This window comes from Frigoribacterium faeni, assembly GCF_011761235.1.
GTDB classification, from domain to species: Bacteria; Actinomycetota; Actinomycetes; order Actinomycetales; family Microbacteriaceae; genus Frigoribacterium; species Frigoribacterium faeni_A.
In genome coordinates, this window is sequence record NZ_JAAOYW010000003.1 from 55,229 (window position 1) to 82,108 (window position 26,880).

Genomic DNA, 26,880 nt, shown 5'->3' on the forward strand with positions numbered 1-26,880 from the left:
ACGACACGGCGCGGCGCGCCGGACCGGTGTCGGCGGCACGACGTAGGTTCGGCTCATCGGGCAGATGGCCCGGTCGAGACGGCCACGAAAGTTCGCCTCGCGACTGCTCCGCGGCCGTCCTGCCGAAGGTACCGAGCGCCTCGTCGCTCGGAGATGGAGTCGTCGTGACCGTCAACACCCGGGCCGCGCAGCAGGGCACCTCAGCAGACCGTCGGGCCGGTGCCGCCCGAACGCCCGTCGACCAGCGGACCTACGTGCTCGACACGTCGGTGCTGCTGAGCGACCCGCAGGCGATCTTCCGCTTCGCCGAGCACGACGTGGTGCTGCCCGTCGTCGTCGTCAGCGAGCTCGAGGCCAAGCGCCACGACCCCGAGCTGGGCTACTTCGCGCGGCAGGCCCTGCGCCTGCTCGACGGGCTGCGCGTCGCGCACGACCGGCTCGACTTCCCCGTCGAGGTGGGGGCCGGCGGCTCGTTCCGCGTCGAGCTGAACCACTCGAACATGTCCGTGCTGCCGTCGGGGCTCCAGCTCGGCGACAACGACTCGCGCATCCTCGCGGTCGCGTCGAACCTCGCGAACGACGGCCTGGCGGTCACCGTGGTCTCGAAGGACCTGCCCCTGCGGGTCAAGGCCGCGTCGATCGGACTCGCCGCCGAGGAGTACCGCGCCGAGCAGGTCGTCGACAGCGGCTACACCGGCCTGACCGAGCTCGAGGTGTCGAGCGACCAGATGGCCTCGTTCTGGGACAAGGAGTCGCTGAGCTCGCGCGAGCTCGCCGACGTGCCCGTCAACACGGGTCTCGTCGTGCACTCCGACCGGGGCTCGGCGCTCGGCCGGGTGACGGGGCGCGGCACGGCGCGGCTGGTGCGCGGCGACCGCGACGTCTTCGGGCTGCACGGCCGCTCGGCCGAGCAACGGCTCGCGATCGACCTGCTGCTCGACCCGGAGGTCGGCATCGTCTCGCTCGGCGGCAGCGCGGGCACCGGCAAGTCGGCCCTCGCCCTCTGCGCCGGGCTCGAGGCGGTGCTCGAGAAGCAGCAGCACAAGAAGATCATGGTGTTCCGTCCGCTCTACGCGGTCGGCGGGCAGGACCTGGGGTTCCTGCCGGGCGACGCCGGCGAGAAGATGAACCCGTGGGGCCAGGCGGTCTTCGACACGCTCGGCGCGATCGTGTCGCAGAACGTGCTCGACGAGGTCGTCGAACGCGGGCTGCTCGAGGTGCTGCCGCTGACGCACATCCGCGGCCGGTCGCTGCACGACGCGTTCGTGATCGTCGACGAGGCCCAGTCGCTCGAGCGCAACGTGCTGCTGACGGTGCTCAGCCGCATCGGCCAGAACAGCCGCGTCGTGCTCACCCACGACGTGGCCCAGCGCGACAACCTCCGGGTCGGACGGCACGACGGGGTCGCGTCGGTCATCGAGACGCTCAAGGGGCACCCGCTCTTCGGGCACGTGACGCTGACCCGCTCGGAGCGCTCCGCGATCGCCGCCCTCGTGACGGAGCTGCTCGAGTCGAACGAGCTCGCGTAGCGAGGGCCCTCCGCCCCGCGTGGTCGAGCCCGGCGCAGGTGCTCGCCGGGCGCCGACGAACGAGTTGCCCCGAAAGGTCCCCTCGAACGCGTCGAGGCGGCCATCCGGGGCAACTCGTGACCCTCGCGGGCCGTTCGCGGGGCTGACGGCCATGGTGACGGCGACCGACGTCGGGTCCCTCCTCCCCGGGTGCAGCCTGGCCGAGATCGTCCACAGGGGCGGGCCGCCCCGAGGATGCAGTGTGGGCGAGGGCGTCACAGTCGACGCATGACGACGACGGAACACGAGCGCGGCCGAGACGAGTCGGGCTTGGACGGGCGCGGCCTGGACGAGCGCGGGTGGGTCGAGCCCGGCCTGGACGATCGCGGGCAGGTCGATCGCGGGCCGATCGAGCCCGGACCGGACGGGCGCGGCCCGGACGGACGCGGCCGAGAGGGAGACCAGGACGGCCGGCCAGGGGTCTCCGGCGGCCGTGACGGCGACGGCGCAGAACAGCACGCCCGGCGCTCGTCTCTGCCCCGTCGGCTGGCATGGGTCGATGTCGCGGCGGGCCTCGCGCTGGCGGGCCTCGTGGCAGTGCTGGACCTGTCACCGCCCGGGACGATCGCGGCGTCGGCGCTCGCCGTCGTGACCGGCGCCCTCGTCCGCATCGACATCGCGGAGCGGCGGCTCCCGAACGTGCTGGTCCTGGTGGTGCTGGTCGGCACGGCTGCGGGCGTGGTGCTCGCGGTGTGCAGCGGTGACGGGGTCCCGGCGGCGTGGGCGTGCATGCTCGGCCTGGTCGTCCTCGTCGCGTGCGTCCCGCTCGTCTACAGCGGGGGGCTCGGCGCCGGCGACGCCAAGCTCGCGAGCACCGGCGTCGTGGCGGCGTCGCTGGCGTCGCCGTCGGCCCCGCTCGCGTGGCTCTCGGCGGTGGCGCTGCTCGGGGGAGTGCACGGCCTCGCGGCCGTCGCCTTCCGACGACGGGGCACCTCACCGGGCAGGGTGGCCATCTCGTTCGGGCCGGTGTTGCTCGTCGGCTGGTGGCTCGCGGTCTTCGTGGCATCGACGTTCCTCGACGCGGTGTAGCCCGCGCGACGCGTCGCTGCGGCCCGCGTCCGCCCGTCCTGCCCCGAAAGGGACGAAGTACCGCCGGGCCCGGCGGTAGTTCGTCCCATTTCGCGCAAGTCCCGAGGTGGCCCCCCGGCCCCGGCCGTCCGGGCGAGCGGCCGGGGGCCGGGGCAAGGCAGGCTCAGCCGGCGCGCGGCGGGCTCAGCCGGCGCGCGGGAGGCTCAGCCGGGCGCGGCGGGCCCAGCCGGGCCCGGGCGCGGCGGGCTCAGCCGGGCCGGGGCGCGGCCGGCTCAGCCGGGGCGCGGCGGGGCAGGCTCAGCCCGGGCGGGTCATGCTCAGCACGTCGAGGGCCGTGTCGAGCTGCTCGTCGGTGACCTCGCCGCGCTCGACGAAGCCGAGGTCGACGACGGCCTCGCGCACCGTCATCTTCTGGGCGACGGCGTGCTTGGCGACCTTGGCGGCGGCTTCGTACCCGATGACCCGGTTGAGCGGGGTGACGATCGACGGCGACGACTCGGCCATCGCACGGGCGCGCTCGACGTCGGCCTCGAGGCCGTCGACGGTCTTGTCGGCGAGCACGCGCGTCGCGTTCGACAGCAGCCGGATCGACTCGAGCAGGGCGGTGCCCATCACGGGGATGGCGACATTGAGCTCGAACGACCCGGAGGCGCCGGCCCAGGCGATCGTGGCGTCGTTGCCGATCACCCGCGCCGAGACCATGAGCACGGCCTCGGGCACGACCGGGTTGACCTTGCCGGGCATGATCGACGACCCGGGCTGCAGGTCGGGCACGTGCAGCTCGCCCAGGCCGGTGTTCGGGCCCGAGCCCATCCAGCGGATGTCGTTGTTGATCTTGGTGAGGCTCACGGCGAGGACGCGCAGCGCGCCCGACGCCTCGACCAGGCCGTCGCGGGCGCCCTGCGCCTCGAAGTGGTCGAGCGCCTCGGTGACGGGCAGGCCGCTGTCGTCGGCGAGCACCGAGATGACCTCCTGCGGGAACCCGACCGGGGTGTTGATGCCCGTGCCGGTGGCCGTGCCGCCCAGGGGCACCTCGGCGACGCGGGGCAGCGTGGCCTGCACGCGCTCGATGCCGAGCCGGATCTGGCGCGCGTAGCCGCCGAACTCCTGTCCGAGCGTCACGGGCGTGGCGTCCATGAGGTGCGTACGGCCCGCCTTGACGATGCCCGCCCACTCGTGGGCCTTGCGCTCGAGCGACTCGGCGAGGTGCTCGAGGGCCGGCACGAGGTCGTGCAGCAGCGCACCGGTCACGGCGACGTGGACCGACGTCGGGAACACGTCGTTCGACGACTGCGACGCGTTCACGTGGTCGTTGGGGTGCACGTCGACGCCGTCGACGGTGCCGGCGAGGGTGGCGAGGACCTCGTTCATGTTCATGTTCGACGACGTGCCGCTGCCGGTCTGGTAGACGTCGACCGGGAACTGGTCGTGGTGCTCGCCCCCGATGACGGTGTCGGCGGCGGCCACGATCGCGTCGGCGACGCCGGCGGGCACGATGCCGCGTCGGCCGTTCACGACGGCGGCGGCGCGCTTGATCCGCGCGAGCGCGACGATCTGGGCTGCCTCGAGACCGGCGCCCGAGATCGGGAAGTTCTCGACGGCCCGCTGGGTCTGTGCCCGCCACAGGGCGGTGGCGGGGACCCGCACCTCGCCCATGGTGTCGTGCTCGATGCGGTACTCGGTTGTGGTCACGACGTCGTGTCCTTCCTTCGGCCCTCGTGGGGCATGGTCACGGGGGCCGGTCGCCCCCGCGGCGTCAGAGTCGTCCGATGATGATCGACGGGTCGACCCGGCCGTCGGCGAGCGCGTAGTTCGCCCCGACCACGGTCAACCTACCCTCGGCGACGGCCGCCGAGATGAGCGCGCTGCGCCCCACCAGGGCCTCGACCGAGGCCTGGATGTGCAGGGCGCCGACCGCGCGCGGGTCGAGCACCGCGCCCGGCTCGAGGGCGATCGTCGCCCGGCGCACGCTCGGCACGATCATGTCGACGAGGTCGCCGAGGAACCGCGAGCCGGGGGGCGCGTCGGTCGTCAGCGAGTCGATGGCGGTGGCGACGGCGCCGCAGCTGTCGTGGCCGAGCACGACGATGAGCGGCACGCCGAGCACCGAGACGGCGTACTCGAGCGAGGCGATGACGGTGTCGCCGACCACCTGGCCCGCGTTGCGCACGACGAAGAGGTCGCCGAGGCCGACGTCGAAGATGATCTCGGCCGCGAGGCGCGAGTCGGCGCAGCCGAATAGCGCGGCGACGGGCTCCTGCCCGCCGGCGAGCAGGGCCCGCCGGTCGCTGTCCTGGTGGGGGTGCTGCGGCGCGCCGGTCACGAAGCGCTCGTTGCCGGCCTTCATCCGCTCCCAGGCGCGCCCGGGGGTCAGCGGCTCGGCGGGCGTCGCGGGGGCGGCCCCCGAGGCGGCGTCGACGGAGGCGGCGGCCTCGGTGCTGGGGTCGGTCACGACTGGTCTCCCGTCTGGTCGGAGAGCTGCTCGGCCAGGGCGGTCGCGAGCTGCTCGAACTCGACGTCGTCGGCCGTGCCGTGCAGCACGTACGAGCTGCGGTCGACCGTCGTCGTCATCGAGTAGGCGTAGTTGCCGGGGCTGTCGCCGTCGCGGCGGTCGTAGACCTGCCAGTCGAGCCCGGCGATCGTGGTCGCCCCGGTGGCCGGCCGTGCCTGCACCGCGTTGGCGACCCAGGTGGCGTTGGCGTCGACGCCCTGCTCGAGGGCGATGAACTGCTCGGTGGGCGTGATGAAGCCGACGTACCAGGTCGACACCCCGTCGGCGCCGCCGGTCGAGACGTCGGCGCGGTTCGACGTCCAGCCGTCGGGCAGCGTGGGGGCGGCGAGGGGCACGTCGACGCTGGCCTCGGCGTTCTGCGCCACCGACCGGTAGTCGATCTCTTGGCGGTTCACCGTGCCGCCGGGCCGCACGACGACGAGCACGAGGAACAGCACGACGGCCAGCGAGGCCACGATCGAGAGCGTGAGGTTGACGGCCGTCTGGTTCGCGTAGTGCTTGCGCGTGTTCTCGGCCTTGCGACGGGCGGTCTCGTCGGGCGTCTCGGGCCGGCCGAGCTCGGCGACGATGCGCGGCTCGCGGGTGCGTCGCGACCGGCCGCCGGGCGCGCCGCCCTGCCCGCCGCCGTCGGGGCCGCCGGGGTCGGTCATTCCGCGGGCGCCTGTCGCCGGGCGGCCTCGAGGCGCTCGCGGGCGCCGAGCAGCCATTCCTCGCAGCGGCGGGCGAGGGCCTCGCCGCGTTCCCACAGGGCGAGCGAGCGCTCGAGGGTCGACGCGCCCTGCTCGAGCTCGGACACGACGGTCACGAGCTCGTCGCGGGCCTGTTCGTAGCTGAGCGACGCGACGTCGGGCACGTCGGCCGGGGCGGACGAGGACGGTGCGGGGGAGGAGGACTGTGCCACGGGACGATCCTAACGAGCGGGGCTGGCAGAGGAGGCGGCGTCGTCGGCGACGGGGGAGGACGCGTCGCGGGCGGGGCCTGGGGAGGAGGCGCCGGTGCTGACGGCCTGCAGCGCGCCTCCTTCGAGGGTGAGGACGAGCCGGGTGGACTCGGGCGCGTCGGCCGGCTCGCGGAGCACCGCGCCGTCGGGCAGCTGCACGATCGAGTAGCCGCGCCGCAGGGTGCCCTGGGGCGAGAGCGCCCGCAGCTGCGCGGTCAGCTCGGACACCCGGGTGTGCGCCCGCTCGACGGCACGGGCGAGCAGCTCTTCGCCGCGGGCGACGGCGCGGACGACCTCGTCGGCGCGCACGTCGACGAGGGTCTGCGGCGAGGCGAGCACGGGCCGGCTGCGCACCTGCTCGAGCCGGTCGATCTCGGTCGAGACGATCTGGTTGAGCCGGACGCCGATGCGCGAACGGGCCTGCTGCACGCGCGAGAGCTCTTCGCTGACGTCGGGCACGACGCGCTTGGCGGCGTCGGTCGGGGTCGACGCGCGCAGGTCGGCCACGTCGTCGAGCAGGGGCCGGTCGGCCTCGTGCCCGATCGCGCTCACCACGGGCGTCGTGCACGCGGCCACCGCCCGCACGAGCGACTCGTCGCTGAAGCCGAGGAGGTTCTGGAAGTCGCCGCCGCCCCGCGCCACGATGATGACGTCGACCTCGGGGTCGGCGTCGAGCTGCTGCACCGCGGCCGTGACCTCGCCCACCGAGCGGTCGCCCTGCACCGCGGCGTGCACGACGCGGAACGACACGGACGGCCAGCGCAGCTGGGCGTTGCGGAGCACGTCTTTCTCGGCGTCGCTGTCGCGGCCGGTGACGAGCCCGATGCACTGCGGCAGGAACGGCAGGCGCTTCTTGCGCTCGGGCGAGAACAGCCCCTCGGCCGTGAGCTGGGCCCGGAGCCGCTCGAGGCGCTCGAGCAGGTCGCCGAGCCCGACGTGGCGCATGTCGAAGACCTGCATGGTCAGGGAGCCGCCCTTGACCCAGTAGTTGGGCTTGACCGCGGCGACGACCCGGTCGCCCTGCTTGAGGTCGGCGGGGACCTTCGAGCGCACGCTCGACCAGATCGAGAACGACACGGTCACGTCTTGCTCGAGGTCGCGCAGCTTGCCGTAGACGTTGCCGCCCGAGACGTTCCACTGCGTGATCTGGCCCTCGACCCACGCCGTGCCGAGCCGGTCGATCCAGTCGCGCACCTTGCCCGCGAGCAGGCCGACCGGCCACGGGGCGTCGGCGGTGGGCGGCGGGGTGACGATCGTCATGCAGGTGTCCTCAGTTCGGAGAGCAGACCGGGGCAGGGCGCGGGGTGCGGTGCCTCCCAGAGCGCGACCAGTCGTCGCACCTAGAATCGACGGGTGGCACACATCACGAACGGCGCTCTCGCCGTCGACCTCCCGACACCGCGCGTCCCTGCGCTCCGCAACAGGCTACGGGACACCCCCGTCAACGGGGCGAAGCGGGTGCTGCTCGCTGCCCCCCGCGGCTACTGCGCGGGCGTCGACCGGGCCGTGATCGCGGTCGAGAAGGCGCTCGAGCACTACGGCTCGCCCGTCTACGTCCGCAAGCAGATCGTCCACAACGTGCACGTCGTCTCGACGCTCGAGCGCCAGGGCGCGATCTTCGTCGACGAGGTCGACGAGGTCCCCGAGGGGTCGCACATCGTCTTCAGCGCCCACGGCGTCTCGCCGGCCGTCGTGAAGGGCGCCGCCGACCGCGACCTGCAGGCCATCGACGCGACCTGCCCGCTGGTCACGAAGGTGCACCGCGAGGCCGTCCGCTTCGGGTCGCAGGGCCGCCACATCATCCTCATCGGCCACGCCGGCCACGAAGAGGTCGAGGGCACGATGGGCCACGCCGCCGACCGCACCACCCTCGTGCAGAACCCCGGCGAGGTCGACGACCTCGTCGTCGACGACCCCGAGAACCTCGTCTGGCTCTCGCAGACGACCCTCAGCGTCGACGAGACGATGGAGACCGTGCGCCGCCTGCGCGAGCGGTTCCCCACCATCCAGAACCCCCCGAGCGACGACATCTGCTACGCCACGCAGAACCGCCAGGTCGCCATCAAGAAGGTCGCGGTCGAGTCGGACCTCGTCATCGTCGTGGGCTCCGCCAACAGCTCGAACAGCGTCCGCCTGGTCGAGGTCGCCCTCGAGCACGGCGCCAAGGCCGCCTACCGCGTCGACTACTCGAGCGAGATCAAGCAGGAGTGGCTCGACGGCGTCGAGACGGTCGGCGTCACCTCCGGCGCGTCCGTGCCCGAGGTCCTCGTGAAAGAGGTGCTCGACGACCTCGCCGACGCCGGCTACGGCGACGTGTCCGAGGTCGTCACCGCCGAGGAGGACCTCATGTTCTCCCTCCCGAAGGAGCTCCGCAAGGACGCCCAGGGCCAGACCGACACCCGCGCGCTCGGCGGACGCACCACCCGATGACCGACGAGCGCGAGGGCGACGCGTCGCCGGCTCGCGACCCGCGGCCCCGGCCCCGCTACGGCGAGTACGCGCCCGAGGGCTGGGTCAGTCCCGTCCCGCCCGCCGACGTCGCGCCTCCTGCGTCCCAGGGCGACCTGTCGCCGGCGGGTCGACAGCCCTCCGCTCCGCAGCAGGAGCAGAGCCGAGGAGGCGCCCAGCCGTACCCGGGACCGCCCGCCGCCGCCCCCGTGCTCAGCTCCGGCCGCCGCGTCGACCGTGTCGCGACCTTCGTGCTGCTCGGCCTCGCCGGCTACAACGTCGTGGCGAACATCGTGCTGGTGTCGGGCTTCTCGCGGACGCTGCTCGCGTCGTTCAGCGCGGCGGGCTACCCGGTCGACGACTTCGCCGGCGGGGCCGACCTGCAGAGGGCCGGCGGCACCATCGCCGTCGTCTCGCTCGTCGTCTTCGTGCTCATGCTCGCGTGGACGGTGCGCCGGCTGCGGCGCGGCGCGATCACCTTCTGGGTGCCGCTGGTCGCCGGCGTGGTCGTCACGCTCGTGCAGACCGTGCTCGTGCTCTCGGTGTTCCTGGGCGACCCGGCGTTCGTGCAGTCGGTCCTCGACGGGGCAGGCACCGCCTCCTAGGCTCCGACCGTCGCGCAGAGAGGCCCCGCAGCTCGTCGCTGCGGGGCCTCTCGTCGGCCTCAGGAGGTGCGGGTCAGCTGCCCGACTGGCCGTGCGAGCCGAGCTGCTTGGTCGCCTCGACGACGCGCGCGGCCATCGCCGACTCGGCGACCTTGCCCCAGGCGCGGGGGTCGTACTGCTTCTTGTTGCCGACCTCGCCGTCGACCTTGATGAAGCCGTCGTAGTTCTTGAGCACCGTGTCGGCGATCGAGCGGCTGAACGCGTACTGCGTGTCGGTGTCGAGGTTCATCTTGACGACGCCGTTGGCGACCGCCTCGCGGATCTCGGCGTCGGACGAGCCGGAGCCGCCGTGGAACACCAGCTCGAGGGGCTTCTCGGACGTCGTGAAGCGGTCCTGGATGCCCTGCTGGATCTCGCCCAGCAGCTCGGGGCGCAGCTTGACGTTGCCGGGCTTGTAGACGCCGTGGACGTTGCCGAAGGTGAGGGCGGCGATGTAGCGGCCGTTCTCGCCGAGGCCGAGGGCCTCGACGGCCTTCGTCACGTCGCCGACGGTCGTGTAGAGCGCCTCGTTCGAGCCCTCGTGCTGGACGCCGTCCTCCTCGCCGCCGACGACGCCGATCTCGACCTCGAGGATGGCGTTGATGGCCGCGGTGCGCTTGAGCATCTGCTGGGCGATCTCGAGGTTCTCGTCGAGGGGGATGGCCGAGCCGTCCCACATGTGCGACTGGAACAGCGGGTTGCGCCCGGCCTTGACCTCTTCTTCGCTGGCCGTGATGAGGGGCAGCACGAAGCCGTCGAGGGCGTCCTTCGGGCAGTGGTCGGTGTGCAGCGCGACCGTGACGGGGTAGTTCTTGGCGACCTCGGTCGCGAACTTGGCGAACGCGATGGCGCCGGCGGCGCGGTTCTTGACCGTGTGGCCGGCGAAGTAGTCGGCGCCGCCGGTCGTGACCTGGATGATGCCGTCGCTGCCGGCCTCGGTGAGGCCCTGCAGCACGGCGTGGATCGTCTGCGACGACGACACGTTGACGGCGGGGTAGGCGAACCCCTTGTCCTTGGCCTTGTCGAGCATCTCGGCGTACTGCTCGGGGGTGGCGACGGGCATCGGATCTCCTTCGATGATGACGTGTGGTCTGCTCCGACCCACCCTACCCAGGGGCCCCCGGGGCGGACCGAGCCGTGCGGCCCCTGCACGTCTGTGCAGGTCTGTGCGACGGCCGTCGCGGAGGCGGCCCCCTAGTAGGATCCGGAGCATGGCTGACTCGTCCTCCGGAAACCTGTACTCGCACCCCGACCGCAACCTGGGCATGGAGCTGGTGAGGGCGACCGAGGCCGCCGCCATCCGCAGCGCCCCCTTCATCGGCAAGGGCGACAAGAACGCCGCCGACGGCGCCGCCGTCGACGCGATGCGCAAGTTCCTCGGCACCGTCGCCTTCGACGGCGTCGTCGTCATCGGCGAGGGCGAGAAGGACGAAGCCCCGATGCTCTTCAACGGCGAGCACGTCGGCAACGGCTTCGGGCCCGCCTGCGACATCGCCGTCGACCCGATCGACGGCACGAGCCTCACCGCCGCGGGCCGCATGAACGCCCTCTCGGTGATCGCCGTGAGCGACCGCGGCAGCATGTTCGACCCCAGCGCCGTGTTCTACATGGACAAGATCGTCACCGGCCCCGAGGGCATCGGCGTGATCGACCTCGACCGGCCGATCGGCGACAACATCCGCGCCCTCGCCGACGCGAAGGGCCTGGCCGTCGAGGACGTCCAGGTGGCCGTGCTCGACCGTCCCCGTCACGCCGACCTGATCCAGCAGATCCACGCGGCCGGCGCCGGCACCCGCCTGCTGCTCGACGGCGACGTCGCCGGCGGCATCAACGCAGCGCGTCCCGACAGCCGCATCGACATGTGCGTGGGCGTCGGCGGCACCCCCGAGGGCATCATCACGGCGTGCGCCGTCAAGGCCCTGGGCGGCCTCATCCTCACGCGCCTGGCGCCGAAGGACGACGCCGAGCGCCAGAAGGCCATCGACGCCGGTCACGACCTCGACCGCGTGCTCGACCAGGACGACCTCGTGAAGGGCGACAACGCCTACTTCGTCGCCACGGGCGTCACGGACGGCGCGCTCGTCGCCGGCGTGAAGCGCAAGCAGGGCATGATCCGCACGTCGAGCATCGTGCTGCGCTCGCACTCGGGCACCATCCGCCGGGTCGAGGCCGACCACCTCGTCTCGAAGTGGTACGGCGAAGAGGCCTAGCCCGCCTCGCGCTCGTCGGCGACCGCCCTCGACGCCTCGACCTCACGGTCGGCGTCGAGGGCGGTCGTCAGTTCGACGGCCGTGAGGTCGCGCGGCAGGTCGTCGACCACGGTCGGCGCGGCGATCGACTTGGTCTCGTCGAGCATGCTGAGTCGGCGGGCCGACGGCAGCACCGTGCGCTCGAGCGAGCCCACGAAGCGGTTGTAGTCGGCCACCGACCCGCGCAGCGAGCGACCGAGCTTGTCGACGTGCCCGGCCATCGTCGCGAGCCTGCCGTACAGCTCGCGGCTGAGGTCGAACAGCACCTTGGCCTCGCTCGTGACGACGTCCTGCTGCCAGCTGAAGGCGACGGTCTTGAGCACCGACCAGAGCGTCACCGGCGACGCGAGGGCGACGCGCTTCTGGAACGCGTAGTCCATCAGCGAGGGGTCGGCCTCGAGCGCGCTCGAGACGAGCGACTCGCTCGGGATGAACGCGATCACGAGCTCGGGCGACGACTCGAGGCCCGCCCAGTAGGTCTTGGCCGAGAGCGCGTCGACGTGCGCCCGGAGCGCCTTGACGTGCTGGCGGACGAGCACGTCGCGTCGGGCGGCCTCTTCGCCGACGGCCGTGGCGGGGATGGCGCTCGCCTCGAGGAACGCCGCGAAGGGCACCTTCGCGTCGACGGCGATGTGCTTGCCGCCGGGCAGGTGCACGACCATGTCGGGCCGCCCTGCGCCCGCGTCGCTGCTGATGCTGCTCTGCAGGTCGAAGTCCACCCGCTCGACCAGCCCGGCGGCCTGGACGACGTTGCGGAGCTGGGTCTCTCCCCACACCCCGCGCGTGCTGTTCGAGCGGAGCGCCGAGGCGAGCGACTCGGCGGTGCTGCGCAGCCGCTCCTCCGACGCGACCGCGCTGCGAAGCTGCTCGCTGAGCGTGCCGTACTGGTGCGCGCGCTGCTCTTCGAGCTCGGCGACCTTGGCCTGGACGGCGGCGAGGCTCTGGGCGACCGGGCTGAGCGCGGTCATCACCTGCCCCTCCGACCGGGCGCGCTCGGCCTCGGCGATGCGGGCGTCGCGCAGCCTGTCCTGGAACTCGCGCAGCCGTGCCTCCTGCCCGGCGACCTCGCGACGGTGCTGCTCGTCGAGGTCGATCAGCCGCTCGCGGTAGCCCTCGACGGTCGCGTGGGCGGCGGCGGCGTCGGCCGAGAGCCGCGCGGTCGCCTCGGCGCATCGCGACCGCGACAGCAGCACGCCCAGCGCCGTGCCGACCGCGAGCGAGACGACGACGAGGGCCACGAGGAGGAGCGGTGAGGTCATGCAGGGAGTGTGGCAGGGGCCGCCGACAGCGGGAGCGAGCCCGTGCGGCGGGCCGGGCGCCGTGTCCCGCGGCGGTCCGCACGGCGGGCTCTGCACCGGAGAGTCGACGCGAAACGGACGATGTGGCCGGTGGCCCTGCGACGGTTCGTCCCGTTCGCGTCAGGTCGTCGTCCGGGGTCGTGCCGCGCCGGGCCGTGCGGGCGCCGGGGCGCGCGTCTAGCGGAAGACGACGCGGCGGCGCGGAGCGGGGGCGTCGCCCGCCGCGGGCGTCGCGGCCGGGGTGAGCCGCTTCATGCCGACGCGCGTCGTGTCGGCGAGCTGCCGCAGGTCGTCGGCGCCGTGGAACCGTGCCGCGTGCACCACGATGGCGGCGCAGGCCTCGGCGTCGGCGAGGGCGTCGTGGTGCGAGAAGCCGGTGAAGCCGGCCGCCGCCGCGGCGAGCGGCAGTCGGTACGAGTCGAGCGCGTAGGTCTTGCGGGCGACCTGCAGGCTGCAGAGGTACGCCCACGACGGGGGAGTGAGCCCGGTCGCGGCGCACGCCCCCTTGATGACGCCCATGTCGAAGCCGGCGTTGTGGGCCACGAAGACGTCGATGCCCGCGAAGTCGGCGATGAGGTCGAACTGCTCGTGCCACTCGAAGGCGTCGGAGACGTCGTCGGCGCGGATGCCGTGGATGCGCGTGTTCCACTCGAGGAACGTGTCGTGCCCCGCCGGCGGCTTGATCAGCCAGCCCACCTTGTCGACGACGACCCCGTCGCGGACCTTGACGAGGCCGACGGAGCAGGCGGAGGCGCTGCTCGAGTTCGCGGTCTCGAAGTCGATCGCGGTGAAGTCGATGGGCATCGCACCATGGTGTCACGCGCCTCGGACACTGCCGGGTCGACCCGCGCCTCCTTCGCCCGTGGGCGGAACGGAGGTCGCCCCTGCCTCGCCCCGGTACGATGGCTGACCGTGGCTCTCACTATCGCGATCGTCGGACTGCCCAACGTCGGCAAGTCCACCCTGTTCAACGCCCTGACCAAGAACCAGGTGCTGGCGGCGAACTACCCGTTCGCGACCATCGAGCCGAACGTCGGCATCGTCAACCTGCCCGACCCGCGGCTCGACGTGCTCGCCGGCCTGTTCGGCTCGGAGAAGACCCTGCCCGCGCCGGTGTCGTTCGTCGACATCGCCGGCATCGTCAAGGGCGCGAGCGAAGGCGAGGGCCTCGGCAACAAGTTCCTCGCGAACATCCGCGAGGCCGACGCCATCGCCGAGGTCGTGCGCGGCTTCGTCGACCCCGACGTGGTGCACGTCGACGGCAAGGTCGACCCCGAGGGCGACATGGGCACGATCAACACCGAGCTGATCCTGGCCGACCTCGAGACCGTCGAGAAGGCGCTCGTCCGCTACGAGAAGGAGCTCCGCCTCAAGCGCGTCGAGCCTCTCACGCACGAGACGGCCGTGGCAGCCAAGGAGGCGCTGCAGCGCGGCGAGGCCCTGTCGGCCTCCGGCATCGACCTCGAGCCGATCCGCGAGCTCGGGCTGCTCACCGCCAAGCCCTTCATCTACGTCTTCAACGTCGACGAGTCGATCCTCACCGACGAGGCGAAGAAGGCCGAGCTGGCCGCCCTGGTGGCGCCGGCCGAGGCCGTGTTCCTCGACGCGAAGATCGAGTCCGAGCTGATCGACCTCGACCCCGAGGACGCCGCCGAGCTGCTCTCGTCGACGGGCCAGGACGAGTCCGGCCTCGACCAGCTCGCCCGCATCGGCTTCGAGACCCTCGGCCTGCAGACCTACCTCACGGCAGGCCCGAAGGAGACCCGCGCCTGGACCATCGGCAAGGGCTGGAAGGCCCCGCAGGCCGCCGGCGTCATCCACACCGACTTCGAGAAGGGCTTCATCAAGGCCGAGGTCATCTCGTACGTCGACCTCGTCGAGACCGGATCCATCGCGGAGGCGCGCTCGGCCGGCAAGGCCCGCATCGAGGGCAAGGAGTACGTCATGCAGGACGGCGACGTGGTGGAGTTCCGCTTCAACAACTAGCGCCTACACCGGCGCGGACGCCGCCTGCAGCCGCTCGCCGAGCCGCCCGAACGCCTGCGCCAGCTCCGCCGGCTCGGCCCCGCTCACGTCCGCGTCGAAGCGCGCGAACGACGCCGCCAGCGCGATCCACGACCACGCCCCGAGGGCGACGCGGCAGCTGTCGGCGCCGAGCGGCTCGACGGTGCCGTCGCCGACGTAGGGGAGCACGTCGCTCGCCGGCATCGCGAGCACGACGCTGCCACGGCAGGGCCAGCGCTCCCCGTCGGACGAGCCCTTGAAGCGGGCGGCGACGAAGTCGGCCACCGGCGCCCCTCCGGGCAGCTCGCGCGGGGCGAAGCGCGGGCCGTTCGGCGTCCGCAGGGTCATGCGGTCGACGCGGAACGTCCGCCAGTCGTCGCGGTCGAGGTCCCAGCCCACGAGGTACCAGCGGCCTCCCCGCGAGACGAGGTGGTGCGGCTCGGCGCGACGCGGCGGCAGGGCCGCCGACAGCGCAGGAGGCGCGTCGCCGGCACCGGGGAACACGTGCCCCGCGTAGTCGAACCGCACCACCTCGCGGGCGCCGACGGCCGTCGAGAGCGCGACGAGCACCTCCGGCGTGACGGTCGCGGCGCCTGCGCCGGCACCTGCGAGAGCACCCGCAGCAGGGCTGAGGCCTGGCCCCATCGCCGTGAACTGCAGGGCGTCGAGCCGATGCCGCAGGCGAGAGGGCATGACCTGTCGCACCGTGGTCAGGGCCCGGACGGCCGCCTCCTCGACCCCGGCTCCGGCCACGGTCGCCAGCCGCAACGCGACGGCGAGCGCGACCACCTGCTCGTCGTCGAAGAGCAGCGGCGGCAGCTCGCTGCCGGCCTCGAGACGGTAGCCGCCGTCCGGGCCCTTGACGGCGTGGATGCGGTAGCCCATCTCGCGCAGCCGGTCGACGTCGCGACGGACCGTGCGGGGCGTGACGTCGAGCCGGTCGGCGAGCACCTGCCCCGGCCAGTCACGCCGCGTCTGCAGCAGCGACAGCACGAGCAGCAGGCGGGAGGTCGAGGTGGTCATGGTCCGAGGCTAGATCCAGTGGCGGACCGATCCTGACCTCTACCCCTGTGATCGTGGTCATCAGCCGGGACAGCCCCGGCACCCACGACCACAGGAGCAGCCATGACCGTCACCACCACCCCCCACCTGAACTTCCGCGGCGACGCCCAGGCCGCGCTCGAGTTCTGGCACTCCGTCTTCGGCGGCCAGCTCGCCGTCGTCACCTACGCCGACGCGCACGCGGTCACCGACGAGTCGGAGGCGCAGCAGGTCATCTACGGACAGCTCGTCTCGGCGGAGGGCCTGCGCGTCATGGCCTTCGACGTGCCGTCGGCCCGGCCCTTCGACGCCGGCGTCTCGCCCGTCTTCGTCTCGGTGCGCGGCACCGACGGCGACGAGCTGACCCGGTACTGGGAGGCGCTCGTCGAGGGCGGCACCGTGGTCACGGCCCTGGGCCCGTCGATGTGGTCGCCGGCCTACGGCATGGTCGTCGACCGCTTCGGCGTGACCTGGGTGCTCGACCTCGAGGTGCCGTGGGACGGCGGCTCCGCCGTCACCGACGCCGACGCCGACGCCGACGCCGACGCGAGCTGATCCGCGCGGCGTCCGCCGGGGAGAGGGTCGGGCGCGGGCCCGGTCATCCTCCCGGCGGACGCCCGCCGACCGCGGTCGCCGCCATGCTCGAGGACGTGAGCCCGCCCGACGCCGTCCCCGCCCGCCCGCACCCCGCGTCGCCGCACCCCGACCCGGCGCACCCGGCCCAGCCGCACCCCGCCCCGGGCCCCTGGTCCGTCCAGATCGGCCGGGCGGCCGCCGCGACGTGGATCGCGGGGGCCACCGCCCTCGTCGTCCTCGTCTCGTTCGGCGCCTGGCTCGTGCTCCGCGACTCCCGGGTCGACCTGCGGCCGGACGACTTCGTCCCGCGGGCCGGAGCCACCAGCGGCGGCATCGCCCTGCTCGAGGGGGCGGTCGACGTGACCGACGAGGCCTGCGGGGCCGCCGCCTCCTCGTGCACCTCGGCGGTCGGCACGGACGACCTCGTGCTGATGCGCTTCGAGACGAAGGACGCCGCGGCCCGTGCCGCCCGCAGCCTCGGCCCGGAGGCCTATCGCTCGGACTGGCTGGTCGCCCGCTTCGTCGGCGACGACGTCCCCGCCGAGCAGCGGCTGTGGGCGACCGAGGCCCTCGACGGCGCCTGGCAGAGCGAGGTCGACTAGCCGCCCGCTGCCTGGGAGGCCCGACCAGGCTGCGGTCGTAGCGTGGGCCGGTCCACACGACGCTCCCGCACCACGCTCCTGAGGAGACCCCATGACCGACACCACTGCCCCTGCCCCCTCGCCGACCTCGTCCGGCCCCCGCACCGCCGTCGTCCTCGGCGGCGGCGGCATCACCGGCATCGCGTGGGAGATCGGCGTGCTCACTCGCCTGCTCGAGGCCGGCGTCCCGCTCGCCGACGCCGACCTCGTCGTCGGCACGTCGGCCGGCTCCGTCGTCGGCGCCACGCTGCGCCTGGGCGGCGTCGCCGACGCGTACGCCGAGCAGCTCGAGCCCGCGGCGGCCGGCCCCGAGGCCGCCCTCGACGGCGGCGACTTCACGCAGCGCGTCGGGCAGGCGATCCAGGGAGCCACGAACGCCGAGGAGGCGCGGGCCCGGTTGGGCGCGCTCGCCCGCCAGGTGCCCGTCACCGGCACCGAACCCGAGCTCGTCACCACGATGCGCGAGCGCTTCGGCGACGCCTGGCCCGAGGGGCAGCTCGCGGTCTGCACCGTCGACGCGACCGACGGCGAGTTCCGGGTGTTGACCGCCGCCTCCGGCGTCCCCCTGCACGTGGCCGTCGCGGCGAGCTGCTCCGTGCCGCTCGTCTGGCCGACCGTCGAGGTCGACGGGCGCCCGACGATGGACGGCGGCGTCCGCTCGGGCACCAACGCCGACGTGGCCGACGCCGCCGAGCGCGTGCTCGTGCTCTCGTGCGGACCCGAGCTGTCGCAGTCGCCGCTCGGCCCGACCCTGCCCGGCGTGGTCTCGACCCGCATGGGCGCCGACCGGCCCGTCTTCGTCGTCGAGGCGGACGCCGAGAGCCTCGCCGCCTTCGGCTCGAACTCGCTGTCGAGCGCGAACCGGGCCGCCGCCGCCGAGGCCGGGCGCCGCCAGGCCGAGGGCGTGGTCGAGGCCGTGCGCGCGTTCTGGGCCGGCGGGGCCTGAGCCCTGGCCCGGACAGGGCGGGCCTCACGGCTCGTACCTCTTGACCGTCGCTCGACGGCTGCCTCCCCCGGGCGAGCCCTCACGCGCCTCGAGAGAGGCGTGACGACGGCGGCCTTCCCCCCGAGCCGCTGATGCGCTTGGCTGGGCTTCGGTGGTCGACGCGAAGTCCGCGTGGCCCAAGGGGAGAACCACATGGACGAACGTGCGGGGACGGCACTCGCGAGGGAACTCGCGCAGTGGGGGAGTCAGCGGGCCGAGCGGCTTCGGATGGCCGACCAGTTGCACCTGGCGCGTCCGATCGACCACAACATCGTCTTCCCGACCGGGCACCAGGCCCGTCGTGCGGCGTCGGCCCTCCGTGACCGTGGCTTCCGCGTGGTGTCTCACCGCTCGACAGCCTCGAGCCGCTCCTCGTTCCGGGAGCGCGACCTCACGGCCACGCGGGCCGATGCGATGGACGACGAGTCGATGCGGACTGTCCTCGCCCTGGTCGTCGGCATCGCCGTCGAGACCGGCGGCGACTACGACGGCTTCGGGGCGCCCGTCGTCACCGCCTAGGCCCGGCCCGCCCGGCCCGTCGAGCCGCCGACAGCGCGCTGGGAGGCTCCTCCGAGCTGGCTGTCCGATCACTCGATCGGTGCCAGGCTGAGGTCGACCTGAGCACGACCCCGCGCACGACCCCGCACCCGAACCCAGGAGGCCCCGTGGCCAGCACGAAGAAGCTCCAGAAGGCCGCGACCGCGGCGCTCGACTCCGCCCTCTCTGCCGTCGACGACGCTCGCAAGGGCGTCAAGGCGCTGGCGAAGGCCGACGGCGCGAAGAAGACCAAGAAGGCCCGCGGCTCGGTCGAGGACGCCCTCGACACCGCCGCGAGCAAGATCAGCGCCGCCGAGAAGGCGACGAAGAAGGCCGTGAAGAAGGCGGCCGCGAGCTCTGCAGGGGAGGCGCCCACCGCCTCCTCGGCGCCCGCCCGCGAGCCGGCGCCCCAGCCCACGAAGTCGCACGAGCAGGTCGAGGCGGAGGTCGCGCAGAAGTCCGTCGTGCCGACGACCGGCGCGCCGAAGGGCCCCGAGGCTGCCTACACGCCGCCGCTGCCGCACGCCGACGAGACGACGGTCACCGCCCACGACGGCTCCGAGGCGCAGGTCGACCTGCACGCCCAGACCCTCGTCGCGCTGCGCGGGCTCGCGACCGACAAGGGCGTCACCGGCGTCTCGCGCCTCACCAAGGCCCAGCTGATCGAGAAGCTGCAGGCCTAGGCCTGCCGGGCCCTAGGCCCTAGGCCCGAGGCCCTGCCGGGGCCGCCGCGAACCGACGAGAAAGGCTCTTCAGGCCCGCCTGAGGAGCCTTTTTCGTCGGTTCGCGCCGGTCCGGGAGCGCCGGCCGCGACCGCCGCCGGCCTAGCCCGCGGCGAACTCCTCGACGCCGGCGACGAGCCGGTCGACGTCGTCCTGGTCGGTGTACGCCGCGAGGCCGATGCGCAGGCCGGTCGTGTCGTCGTCGAGGCCCATCGCCTGCCACGCCTCGATCGCGTAGAAGTGGCCGGCGGGAGCCAGCACGTCGCGGGTCGCGAGGTGCGCCGCGAGGTCGCGCATCCGGCGCCCCGCGATCGTCACGTAGAGGGTGGGCGTGCGCCGGGCCGCCCGGGAGTGCAGCGTGAGCCCCGCCACCTGCCCCAGTCGCCGTTCGAGCTGCGTGCGCAGGGCGGTCTCGTGCTCGTGGACCGCGGCGAAGGAGGCGACCAGCGCCTCCCTGCGGCTGGTCGCGTCGCCGGGCGCGATGCCGGCCAGGAAGTCGACGGCGGCCGTGGCCCCGGCCAGCTGTTCGTACGGCAGCGTGCCGAACTCGAAGCGCTCGGGCACGACGTCGGTCGAGGGCAGCAGCTTGGCGGGACGGATGCCCTCGAGCAGCTCGGGGTCGGCACCGAGCACGCCGCAGTGCGGCCCGGCGAACTTGTAGGGCGAGCAGACGACGAAGTCGGCGCCGAGCGCCGCCCGGTCGACGACCTCGTGCGCCGCGAAGTGCACGGCGTCGACCCATACGAGCGCGCCCACGGCGTGCGCCCGGTCGGCGATCGCGGCGACCGGCGGCTGGGTGCCGAGCAGGTTGGAGGCGGCGGTCAGGGCCACGAGACGGGTGCGGTCGGTGATCGCCGCGGCGACCGACGCGAGGTCGAGCTCGCCCGTCGCCGGGTCGAGCTCGATCCAGCGCACCGTCGCGCCGACGGCCTCGGCTGCCTGCAGCCAGGGGCGGACGTTCGAGTCGTGGTCGAGGCGGCAGACGACGACCTCGTCGCCCGCGCCCCACGACGCCGAGAGGTGGCGCGAGAAGTCGTAGGTGAGCTGGGTCGCGCTGCGGCCGTGGACGACGCCCGCCGCGGGCACGCCGAGGAGGTCGGCGTAGGCGGCGCGGAACGCCTGCACCGTCGCCTCGCTGTTGCGCTCGGAGAGGGTGCTCGTGCCGCGGATCGACGTCGGCCCCGTCATCGCACGGAGGATCGCCTCGCCGACGACCCGGGGGGTCTGCGTGCCGCCCGGTCCGTCGAAGTGGGCGATGCCCGACGAGAGGGACGGGTAGGCAAAGCGGAGGGCGGCGACGTCGAGGGGCATGCACCCTGCTTACCAGGTGCTGGTGCCCTCGACGTCGCCGCCCTCAGGACAGCAGGCGGACGCGCCTCGCTGCCGGGCGACCGAGGTCAGCTCGCGACGGCCTCCTGCTCGCGCTTCGGCAGGACCCAGCCGGGACGCACGAAGTGGCAGGTGTAGCCGTTGGGGAGCTTCTCCAGGTAGTCCTGGTGCTCTTCTTCCGCCTCCCAGAAGTCGCCGACGGCCTCGACCTCGGTGACGACCTTGCCCGGCCAGAGGCCCGAGGCGTCGACGTCGCTGATCGTGTCGAGCGCCGTCGCGCGCTGCTCGTCGGACGTGTAGAAGATCGCCGACCGGTAGCTGTCGCCGATGTCGTTGCCCTGGCGGTCCTTCGTCGACGGGTCGTGGATCTGGAAGAAGAACTCGAGCAGCTCGCGGTAGCTGATCACCGAGGGGTCGAAGACGATCTCGACGGCCTCGGCGTGGCCGGCGTGGTTGCGGTAGGTGGCGTTCGGGGTGTGGCCGCCCGAGTAGCCGACGCGGCTCGAGACGATGCCGGGTCGACGACGGAGCAGCTGCTGCGCGCCCCAGAAGCAGCCGCCGGCGAGGACGGCTCGCTCGGTGGTGGTGCCGGCGGCGGGGGAGTCGGGTGCGATGTCGTTCATGCCGGTGAATCTACGCCCGACGACCGACAGCCCCGTGTGGCCGGGCCGAGAGGCTGCTGTGCGCGTCGTGCACCTTGTGCCCCGGAGCTTGCGCCCCCGTCGCGGCCCGGGGAGGATCGCTGCATGGAGTCCTTCATCGTCGCCCTGATCGTCCTCGGAGCCGTCGTGGTGATCGTGGGGATCGTCATCGCCCTCGTCACGCCCGTGCTGTCCGCGCTGCTCGAGCGCCGCGCCGCCGCGAAGGGCCGTCCCGCGCCGGCCTCGGCCTACCGCACCGGCCGCTGACCCCGGCCGCACCGACGCGCGCCGTCCGTCACCCCGGCCGCCTCGGGCCGTCGGGGGAGTGGTGCCTCGGGAGCGCGGTCCTGCCGTGAAGCTCATCCGCGCTCCGCGAGACACCGGACCGGGGGTTCACGACGTCCCGGCCTGCTCCCACGCTACGTCGGTCGGCGGGCCGCTCCAAACCGAGAAAATGCTGGTCACAGGGCTCGAATTCGTTAGACGCTCTAGCGTCGCCGCGCGACCAGGGCTTTCCCCGCGATGCGCCGGGCGGGTGCTCTGTCCAGTTTGCGAATGCGTGCGCGGTCGTCGGCGACCGGGCCCGCGCCTCCTGCGCTCGTCGGCCCTGCGATGATCGACGGATGAGCCTCATCCGACTGCACGACGTGTCCGTCCGCTTCGAGAACGCCCCCGTGCTGCGCGAGGCCTTCTTCCGGCTCGAGCAGGGCGACCGCGTCGGGCTGATCGGACGCAACGGGTCGGGCAAGTCGACGCTGCTCAAGCTCGTGCTCGAGCAGGTGCAGCCCGACGAGGGCACCGTCACGGTCGAGCCGGGCACGCGCATCGGCTACTTCTCGCAGTTCAGCGAGCTCGACGGCACCGCGACGGTGACCGAGGTGCTGCAGGGCCTGTTCGAGGGCGTGCGCGCCATGGAGGCCGAGCTCGCCGAGATCGACGCCGCCATCGCCGTCGCGGCCGTCGACCCCGACCAGGGCGACGAGCTGACCCGCCTGATCGAGCGCCAGGCCGAGCTCTTCGCCGAGATGGACCGCCAGGACGGCTGGGACTACCCCCGCCACATCGACACGGCGCTGACCACGCTCGGCTTCACCGACGAGCACCGCTCGCTGCCCATCGACGACCTGTCGGGCGGCTGGCGCAACCGCGCCGCGCTCGCCAAGATCCTGCTCGAGCAGCCCGACGTGCTGCTGCTCGACGAGCCGACGAACTTCCTCGACGTGGCGGGCGTCGAGTGGCTCGAGCAGTGGTTCCGCGACTTCCGCGGCGCGGCCGTCGTCGTCTCGCACGACCGGCAGTTCCTCGACGCGGTCGTCACGCGCATCGTCGAGGTCGAGGCGTTCCACCTGCACGAGTACCCGGGCGACTTCGCCGAGTACGTCGTGCAGAAGCAGTTCCGCCTGAAGACCATCGAGCAGCAGTTCGCGCACGAGTCCGAGCTGCTCGCCTTCGAGTCGGAGGGCATCTCGGACCGGCGCGAGGCGGCCAAGGTCGCCAAGGCCCAGAAGGCAGGAGGCGCGGGCGGCCTGACGAAGGAGCTCGCGAAGATCAAGAAGCAGCGCACGCCCCGCCCCGTCGACCAGATCATCACCGAGATCTACGGCGGGCTGCACGTCAAGGACGTGCTCTGCCGCGTCGGGGGGCTCGGCAAGTCGTACGGCGACCGCACCCTGTTCGACGACGTCTCGTTCGAGCTGCGCCGCCGCGACCGGATGGTCGTCTCCGGCTCGAACGGCAGCGGCAAGAGCACGCTGCTGCGCGTGCTCGCGGGGGAGGAGCGGGCCGACCGCGGGCGCGTCGACTGGGCGGCCGGCGCCCGCGTCGTCTCGTACGACCAGGTGCTCGCCGACCTCGACGACCAGGACACCGTCACGCACGCGGTGAACGCGATGCCCGACAGCCTCGCGCTGACGGCGACGCGCAAGTCGGTCGCGCGGTTCCTCACCATGTTCCAGTTCTCGGAGGCCGACGTGAAGCAGCGCATCGGCGCGCTCAGCGGGGGCCAGCGGGCCCGGGTCGCGATGGCGCAGTGCCTGCTGTCGGGCGCCTCCGTGCTGTTGCTCGACGAGCCGACGAACCACCTCGACCTCGCGAGCACGCAGGTGATGGAGCGGGCGCTCGTGCACTTCCCGGGGGCCGTGGTCGTCGTCAGCCACGACCGGTTCTTCAGCGAGAAGGTCGGCAACCGGCGCGTGGTGTTCGGCGCCGAGGGCGCCGCGGTCGGCGAGCTCGAGGTCGGCGCGGCCTGACCTGGGCCGGAGCCTGGCCTCCGCCGGGGCCGCGGGGTGTTGACTGGGCGGGCTGCGCCAGTCAGGTCTGTCGTGGAGAGCCCTCCTCCGAGCACCGACCCAGAATCGAGGCCGTCATGGCCCGCCCCGCACTGCACGCACCCGACGACCACGACGCGGTCGCGACGACCGAGCCCGACGCGGTCGCGACGACCGAGCCCACCGACCAGGACCTGCGGAACGCCCAGGTCGTCGACACCGGCATGCCGCTGCTCGCGGAGCGGGCGCCGACCGACGCGGCGGCCGAGATCCTGTCGCGGATGCGCCGGGTGCGCGACGCCGACATCGCCTTCGCGCTGCAGCTGCGCCAGCAGCTCCAGCTCAGCGGCAACGACCTCGCCGCCGTCACGCTCATCCAGCACTGCGAGACCAAGGGCACGAACGCCCACGCGAAGGACATCGCGCACCAGCTCGGCGTCACCAGCGCCGCGGCGACGATCATCGTCGACCGGCTCGTCGCGCTCGGGCACGTCGAGCGGAAGCCCGACCCGCACGACGGCCGCCAGCGCATCCTCAGCCTGACGCCGAGCACGTGCGCGCTGCTCGAGGGCGCGACCCGTGAGGCGGACGAGGCGCTCGCCGAGCTCGCCGCCACCCTGTCGACCCGGGAGCGCACGCGGCTGTCGACGCTGCTCGACGCGGTGGCCGAGATCCTCGACGCCGGTCCCGCCGCCTCCTAGGCTCCGCCGCGGGCGGCCGCGGGCCTGTCCGGTTTGCGATGTTCTCAAGCCGTTTAGCTTTCCGCATTAGGCACGGCGGGCTCGGGGGCATAGCGTCGGGGTACCGGATCTTCCCCTCCCTTGCTCTTCGCCGATACGCCGCCAACACCTGGTGGTCCTCGCGGAGCACCGTGCACCCGGTTGACGCGAGGCCAGCTACGCCTCAGACCACGGTCGTGTCCTCATGACGATCCTCGATCCTGTCCAGACCGCCTCTCGCTCCTCCCGGCTCGTCCGCGAGACGCCGGCGGCGAACCGCCCCCTCCGCTCCGCACGCCGCGTGAGCAGCTACGTCGCCGCACCCGGCGCCGTCCCCGTCCGCATCGGCTCGTACCGACGCCCCGTCCGCACGTCGCGCCCCGTCCGGGCCACCGCCGACGTGACCTACAGCGACTTCTTCGCCGCCCCCGGCGCCTGACGTCTCGGCGCGAGACGTCGGCCGTGTGCCGACGACGAGCCGCCCCGCACCCCCTCGGCACCGCCCCCTCAGGCACCGCCCCCTCGGCACCGCCCCCTCCGGCACCGCCGGATGTCGACACTCCGACGACCACGGCCCCGTCCAGCACCCCGGACGCGACCGTTCCCCCTGCTCCCCTCACCCGAGAGGCACCTCGTGACCCAGATCCCCTTCACCCCCGCATCCGCCGTCGACCACGTGTCGATCACGACCGAGGCCATCGACATCGTCTCGCTGATGACCGCGCAGGACGCCGCGTGACGGCCGCCGAGCTGGCCGCCCTCCCGCCCGAGGCGCTCGTCGACCTCGTCCGCCGCGTGCTGCGCGACCCCGCCGCGAGCTAGTCCGGTCAGTCGGCGAAGAGAGCCCCGACGGGCTCGCGCTTCTCCGCCTGGAACGCGTCCTCGACGCGACCGAACGCCCAGTAGGCGCTGAGCGACAGCGACGACCGGTCGAGGCCCCAGGTGTCGTGCAGGACGACCCGCGCCTCCTTCATGGCCCCTCGCTCGCCGTGGGCGAAGACCCGCAGGGGCGACGTCGGCGGCTCGAGCGCCCGCAGGGCCTCGAGCAGGACGCTGCCCGCCGGGGCGCCGTCGCGGTGCAGCCAGCGCAGCTCGACGCCCGACGGCCGCACCAGGTCGAGCTCGTCCGACGCTCCCTCGACCTCGAGCAGGGCGAGTCCCCGGGCGTCGTCCGCCATCGCCTCGAGGGCGGAGGCGACGGCCGGCAGGGCCGAGTCGTCGCCGAGCAGCAGGTCGGGCACCCGCGGGTCGTCGGACGGGCTCCACAGGCCGCCGGGACTCGACATCTGCAGCAGGTCGCCCGGCCGCGCCGCGAGCGCCCACGGCCCCGCCACGCCCTCGTCGCCGTGCACGACGAAGTCGACGGCGATGGTGCGCGTCGCGGCGTCGACGCGGCGGATCGTGTACGTGCGCCGCACCGGCAGGTCGGCGGGGGCGAGCGCGGCCCGCAGCTCGTCGAGGTCGAACGGCGGCTGCAGCCCGAGGCCGGGACGCGGCGGCAGCAGCAGCTTCACGTAGCGGTCGGCGGCCGCGAGCTGCTCGGCGCCGGCCTCGACGAACCCGTCGAAGGCGTCGCCGCCGAGCGTCACGCGCACGAGGTGCGGCGACAGCTGCTCGATGCGCTCGACGACGAAGACGTGCTGCGCGCGGACGGTGCGGGCCGGGGAGGCGGCGGTGCCGGTCACGGGGCGGCCCCGGTCAGTCCTGCGTCGCGGTCTCGAGCAGCGGCACGAGCTGGTCGAGGGCGTACTGGCGCGACAGCGCGCTGCTCAGCGAGTACGCGGCCGAGACGTCGCCGTCGATGACCAGGTCGTGGCCGGCCTGCACGGCGGGCAGCGCCTTCCACTGCGGGTCGTCGGTGATCTCGGTCGTGTCGATGTAGATCGGGAACGCCACGATCACGTCGGCGTCGATCACGTCGAGCTGCTCGGACGAGATCGTCACCGAGAAGCCGCCCGAGTTCGGGGAGAGCGCGGCGATCGCCGGGTTCTGCTCGAAGCCGAGCTCCTCGAGCAGGTCGACGCGCTCGCTGCCCTCGACGTAGGCGCCCCAGCCCTCGCTGGTCTTCGTGGCGGCGGTGACGGTCAGGCCGTCCCACTCCGGGTGCGCGTCCGCGACGGCGTCGACGGCCGACTCGTCCTCGGCGACGAGGCGGTCGCCCTCGTCCTCGAGGCCGAGGGCGGTGGAGACGAGCTCCATCTGGTCCTCGAAGTCGGTCAGGTAGGCGTCGCCGCCCTCGGGCACGCCCACGGTGGGGGCGATGCTCGAGAGGCGGTCGTAGCGGTCCTGGTCGCCGGAGCCCTTGGTGTCGAGGATGAGGTCGGGCTGCAGGGCCGCGATCGCCTCGTAGGAGGGCTCGAGCGTGCCGATGATCTCGGGCGACTGGTCGTACAGGCCCTGGGCCCAGGGGCCGACCCCGTCGGCGTCCTCGCCGAACGCGAGCCAGTCGGAGGCGCCGACCGGCTGCACGCCGAGGGCGAGCGCGGTCTCGGCGTCGCCCCAGCCGAGGGCGACGACGCGCTGCGGCTGCTGGTCGATCGTGACCTCGCCGAACTTCGTGTCGACGCTCACGGGGAACGTGCCGGCGGCGACGCTCGGGCCGCTCGTGGCGGCCTGGTCGTCGGCCGCGCCGGACGAGCAGCCCACGAGGGCGAGGGAGGCGGCGGCCAGGACGGCGACGGCGGTGACGGGAGAGCGCATGGGGTGTCCTCGGGAGTCGGGGGCGGCGGT

Annotated in this window: 28 protein-coding genes; 15 read left to right on the forward strand and 13 right to left on the reverse strand. The window is 73.3% G+C overall.

Annotated features, from left to right (window positions below; genetic code table 11):
• The first annotated feature begins 164 nt into the window (after nucleotides 1-164).
• Together FHR78_RS12370 and FHR78_RS12375 are read left to right on the forward strand one after the other, a co-directional pair.
• Complete coding sequence (locus FHR78_RS12370; RefSeq protein WP_347878191.1) at nucleotides 165-1,529, forward strand: PhoH family protein; 1,365 nt, start codon at nucleotides 165-167, stop codon at nucleotides 1,527-1,529.
• A gap of 570 nt (nucleotides 1,530-2,099) precedes the next feature.
• Nucleotides 2,100-2,597, forward strand: a complete 498-nt coding sequence (locus FHR78_RS12375; RefSeq protein WP_166760859.1) for a prepilin peptidase — start codon at nucleotides 2,100-2,102, stop codon at nucleotides 2,595-2,597.
• A gap of 297 nt (nucleotides 2,598-2,894) precedes the next feature.
• Here the strand turns inward: FHR78_RS12375 and FHR78_RS12380 are convergent, their stop codons facing one another.
• The 5 genes from FHR78_RS12380 to xseA all read right to left on the reverse strand — a co-directional run bounded on the left by FHR78_RS12380 (nucleotide 2,895) and on the right by xseA (nucleotide 7,309).
• The gene (locus FHR78_RS12380; RefSeq protein WP_166760860.1) at nucleotides 2,895-4,289 is read right to left on the reverse strand and encodes an aspartate ammonia-lyase; all 1,395 of its coding nucleotides are present in this window, start codon (nucleotides 4,287-4,289) and stop codon (nucleotides 2,895-2,897) included.
• A 64-nt stretch (nucleotides 4,290-4,353) separates the two neighbouring features.
• Entirely contained in the window at nucleotides 4,354-4,944 is a 591-nt protein-coding gene (locus FHR78_RS12385; protein WP_166761159.1) for a carbonic anhydrase, read from the reverse strand.
• Nucleotides 4,945-5,045: 101 nt separating this feature from the next.
• A complete protein-coding gene (locus FHR78_RS12390) occupies nucleotides 5,046-5,759 on the reverse strand; it encodes a DUF4245 domain-containing protein (RefSeq protein WP_166760861.1) in 714 nt (237 codons plus the stop codon).
• Nucleotides 5,756-6,010 (reverse strand): exodeoxyribonuclease VII small subunit, encoded by a 255-nt coding sequence (locus FHR78_RS12395; RefSeq protein WP_347878193.1) that lies wholly within the window; start codon nucleotides 6,008-6,010, stop codon nucleotides 5,756-5,758. Before FHR78_RS12395 ends, FHR78_RS12390 begins: the two co-directional genes overlap by 4 nt.
• A 9-nt stretch (nucleotides 6,011-6,019) precedes the next feature.
• Nucleotides 6,020-7,309 carry an exodeoxyribonuclease VII large subunit gene (gene xseA / locus FHR78_RS12400; protein ID WP_166760862.1) on the reverse strand — a complete coding sequence of 430 codons (1,290 nt, stop codon included), beginning with the start codon at nucleotides 7,307-7,309 and terminating at the stop codon, nucleotides 6,020-6,022.
• Between the two features lie 93 nt (nucleotides 7,310-7,402).
• Between xseA and FHR78_RS12405 the strand changes: the two genes are divergently transcribed.
• Together FHR78_RS12405 and FHR78_RS12410 are read left to right on the forward strand one after the other, a co-directional pair.
• On the forward strand, nucleotides 7,403-8,479 hold the full coding sequence (locus tag FHR78_RS12405) for a 4-hydroxy-3-methylbut-2-enyl diphosphate reductase (RefSeq protein ID WP_166760863.1): 1,077 nt from the start codon (nucleotides 7,403-7,405) through the stop codon (nucleotides 8,477-8,479).
• On the forward strand, nucleotides 8,476-9,102 hold the full coding sequence (locus FHR78_RS12410; RefSeq protein WP_166760864.1) for a DUF6264 family protein: 627 nt from the start codon (nucleotides 8,476-8,478) through the stop codon (nucleotides 9,100-9,102). The genes FHR78_RS12405 and FHR78_RS12410 overlap by 4 nt, the downstream gene beginning before the upstream one ends.
• A gap of 73 nt (nucleotides 9,103-9,175) precedes the next feature.
• Here FHR78_RS12410 and fbaA read toward each other — a convergent pair whose 3' ends face one another.
• On the reverse strand, nucleotides 9,176-10,204 hold the full coding sequence (gene fbaA, locus FHR78_RS12415) for a class II fructose-bisphosphate aldolase (protein ID WP_166760865.1): 1,029 nt from the start codon (nucleotides 10,202-10,204) through the stop codon (nucleotides 9,176-9,178).
• Between the two features lie 148 nt (nucleotides 10,205-10,352).
• On the opposite strand from fbaA, the gene glpX reads away from it, so the two are divergent.
• On the forward strand, nucleotides 10,353-11,351 hold the full coding sequence (glpX, locus tag FHR78_RS12420; RefSeq protein ID WP_166760866.1) for a class II fructose-bisphosphatase: 999 nt from the start codon (nucleotides 10,353-10,355) through the stop codon (nucleotides 11,349-11,351).
• Here the strand turns inward: glpX and FHR78_RS12425 are convergent.
• Together FHR78_RS12425 and FHR78_RS12430 are read right to left on the reverse strand one after the other, a co-directional pair.
• Complete coding sequence (locus FHR78_RS12425) at nucleotides 11,348-12,649, reverse strand: DNA recombination protein RmuC (protein WP_166760867.1); 1,302 nt, start codon at nucleotides 12,647-12,649, stop codon at nucleotides 11,348-11,350. The genes glpX and FHR78_RS12425 overlap by 4 nt on opposite strands.
• Nucleotides 12,650-12,865: 216 nt before the next feature.
• Complete coding sequence (locus FHR78_RS12430) at nucleotides 12,866-13,492, reverse strand: exonuclease domain-containing protein (RefSeq protein ID WP_166760868.1); 627 nt, start codon at nucleotides 13,490-13,492, stop codon at nucleotides 12,866-12,868.
• 108 nt (nucleotides 13,493-13,600) lie between these two features.
• Between FHR78_RS12430 and ychF the strand changes: the two genes are divergently transcribed.
• A complete protein-coding gene (gene ychF, locus FHR78_RS12435; protein WP_166760869.1) occupies nucleotides 13,601-14,674 on the forward strand; it encodes a redox-regulated ATPase YchF in 1,074 nt (357 codons plus the stop codon).
• 3 nt (nucleotides 14,675-14,677) lie between these two features.
• On the opposite strand, the gene FHR78_RS12440 is transcribed toward ychF, so the two are convergent.
• On the reverse strand, nucleotides 14,678-15,715 hold the full coding sequence (locus FHR78_RS12440; RefSeq protein WP_166760870.1) for a helix-turn-helix transcriptional regulator: 1,038 nt from the start codon (nucleotides 15,713-15,715) through the stop codon (nucleotides 14,678-14,680).
• A 102-nt stretch (nucleotides 15,716-15,817) separates the two neighbouring features.
• Between FHR78_RS12440 and FHR78_RS12445 the strand changes: the two genes are divergently transcribed.
• The 5 genes from FHR78_RS12445 (at nucleotide 15,818) to FHR78_RS12465 (ending at nucleotide 19,155) form a co-directional block, all read left to right on the forward strand.
• Nucleotides 15,818-16,288, forward strand: coding sequence for a VOC family protein (locus FHR78_RS12445; protein ID WP_166760871.1), 471 nt, complete (start codon nucleotides 15,818-15,820; stop codon nucleotides 16,286-16,288).
• A 95-nt stretch (nucleotides 16,289-16,383) separates the two neighbouring features.
• Nucleotides 16,384-16,911, forward strand: coding sequence for a hypothetical protein (locus FHR78_RS12450; RefSeq protein WP_166760872.1), 528 nt, complete (start codon nucleotides 16,384-16,386; stop codon nucleotides 16,909-16,911).
• 91 nt (nucleotides 16,912-17,002) lie between these two features.
• A complete protein-coding gene (locus FHR78_RS12455) occupies nucleotides 17,003-17,896 on the forward strand; it encodes a patatin-like phospholipase family protein (RefSeq protein ID WP_166760873.1) in 894 nt (297 codons plus the stop codon).
• Nucleotides 17,897-18,163: 267 nt separating this feature from the next.
• Complete coding sequence (locus FHR78_RS12460; protein WP_166760874.1) at nucleotides 18,164-18,454, forward strand: ribonuclease E inhibitor RraB; 291 nt, start codon at nucleotides 18,164-18,166, stop codon at nucleotides 18,452-18,454.
• Nucleotides 18,455-18,600: 146 nt separating this feature from the next.
• Nucleotides 18,601-19,155: a hypothetical protein gene (locus tag FHR78_RS12465; RefSeq protein ID WP_166760875.1), complete on the forward strand. Its 555-nt coding sequence runs from the start codon at nucleotides 18,601-18,603 to the stop codon at nucleotides 19,153-19,155.
• A gap of 141 nt (nucleotides 19,156-19,296) precedes the next feature.
• Here FHR78_RS12465 and FHR78_RS12470 read toward each other — a convergent pair whose 3' ends face one another.
• Both FHR78_RS12470 and msrA read right to left on the reverse strand, forming a co-directional pair.
• On the reverse strand, nucleotides 19,297-20,505 hold the full coding sequence (locus tag FHR78_RS12470) for a cysteine desulfurase-like protein (protein WP_166760876.1): 1,209 nt from the start codon (nucleotides 20,503-20,505) through the stop codon (nucleotides 19,297-19,299).
• An 86-nt stretch (nucleotides 20,506-20,591) separates the two neighbouring features.
• Nucleotides 20,592-21,146 (reverse strand): peptide-methionine (S)-S-oxide reductase MsrA, encoded by a 555-nt coding sequence (gene msrA / locus FHR78_RS12475; RefSeq protein WP_166760877.1) that lies wholly within the window; start codon nucleotides 21,144-21,146, stop codon nucleotides 20,592-20,594.
• Nucleotides 21,147-21,269: 123 nt separating this feature from the next.
• On the opposite strand from msrA, the gene FHR78_RS12480 reads away from it, so the two are divergent.
• The 4 genes from FHR78_RS12480 (at nucleotide 21,270) to FHR78_RS12495 (ending at nucleotide 24,589) form a co-directional block, all read left to right on the forward strand.
• Entirely contained in the window at nucleotides 21,270-21,431 is a 162-nt protein-coding gene (locus tag FHR78_RS12480) for a hypothetical protein (RefSeq protein ID WP_166760878.1), read from the forward strand.
• A gap of 356 nt (nucleotides 21,432-21,787) precedes the next feature.
• Nucleotides 21,788-23,413 (forward strand): ABC-F family ATP-binding cassette domain-containing protein, encoded by a 1,626-nt coding sequence (locus tag FHR78_RS12485; protein ID WP_166760879.1) that lies wholly within the window; start codon nucleotides 21,788-21,790, stop codon nucleotides 23,411-23,413.
• A 116-nt stretch (nucleotides 23,414-23,529) separates the two neighbouring features.
• On the forward strand, nucleotides 23,530-24,132 hold the full coding sequence (locus FHR78_RS12490; RefSeq protein ID WP_166760880.1) for a MarR family winged helix-turn-helix transcriptional regulator: 603 nt from the start codon (nucleotides 23,530-23,532) through the stop codon (nucleotides 24,130-24,132).
• 223 nt (nucleotides 24,133-24,355) lie between these two features.
• Nucleotides 24,356-24,589, forward strand: coding sequence for a hypothetical protein (locus FHR78_RS12495; RefSeq protein ID WP_166760881.1), 234 nt, complete (start codon nucleotides 24,356-24,358; stop codon nucleotides 24,587-24,589).
• A 388-nt stretch (nucleotides 24,590-24,977) separates the two neighbouring features.
• Here the strand turns inward: FHR78_RS12495 and FHR78_RS12500 are convergent, their stop codons facing one another.
• Together FHR78_RS12500 and FHR78_RS12505 are read right to left on the reverse strand one after the other, a co-directional pair.
• Nucleotides 24,978-25,835, reverse strand: a complete 858-nt coding sequence (locus FHR78_RS12500; protein ID WP_166760882.1) for an SIP domain-containing protein — start codon at nucleotides 25,833-25,835, stop codon at nucleotides 24,978-24,980.
• A gap of 13 nt (nucleotides 25,836-25,848) precedes the next feature.
• Nucleotides 25,849-26,850, reverse strand: a complete 1,002-nt coding sequence (locus FHR78_RS12505; RefSeq protein ID WP_166760883.1) for an iron-siderophore ABC transporter substrate-binding protein — start codon at nucleotides 26,848-26,850, stop codon at nucleotides 25,849-25,851.
• Nucleotides 26,851-26,880: the final 30 nt, after the last annotated feature.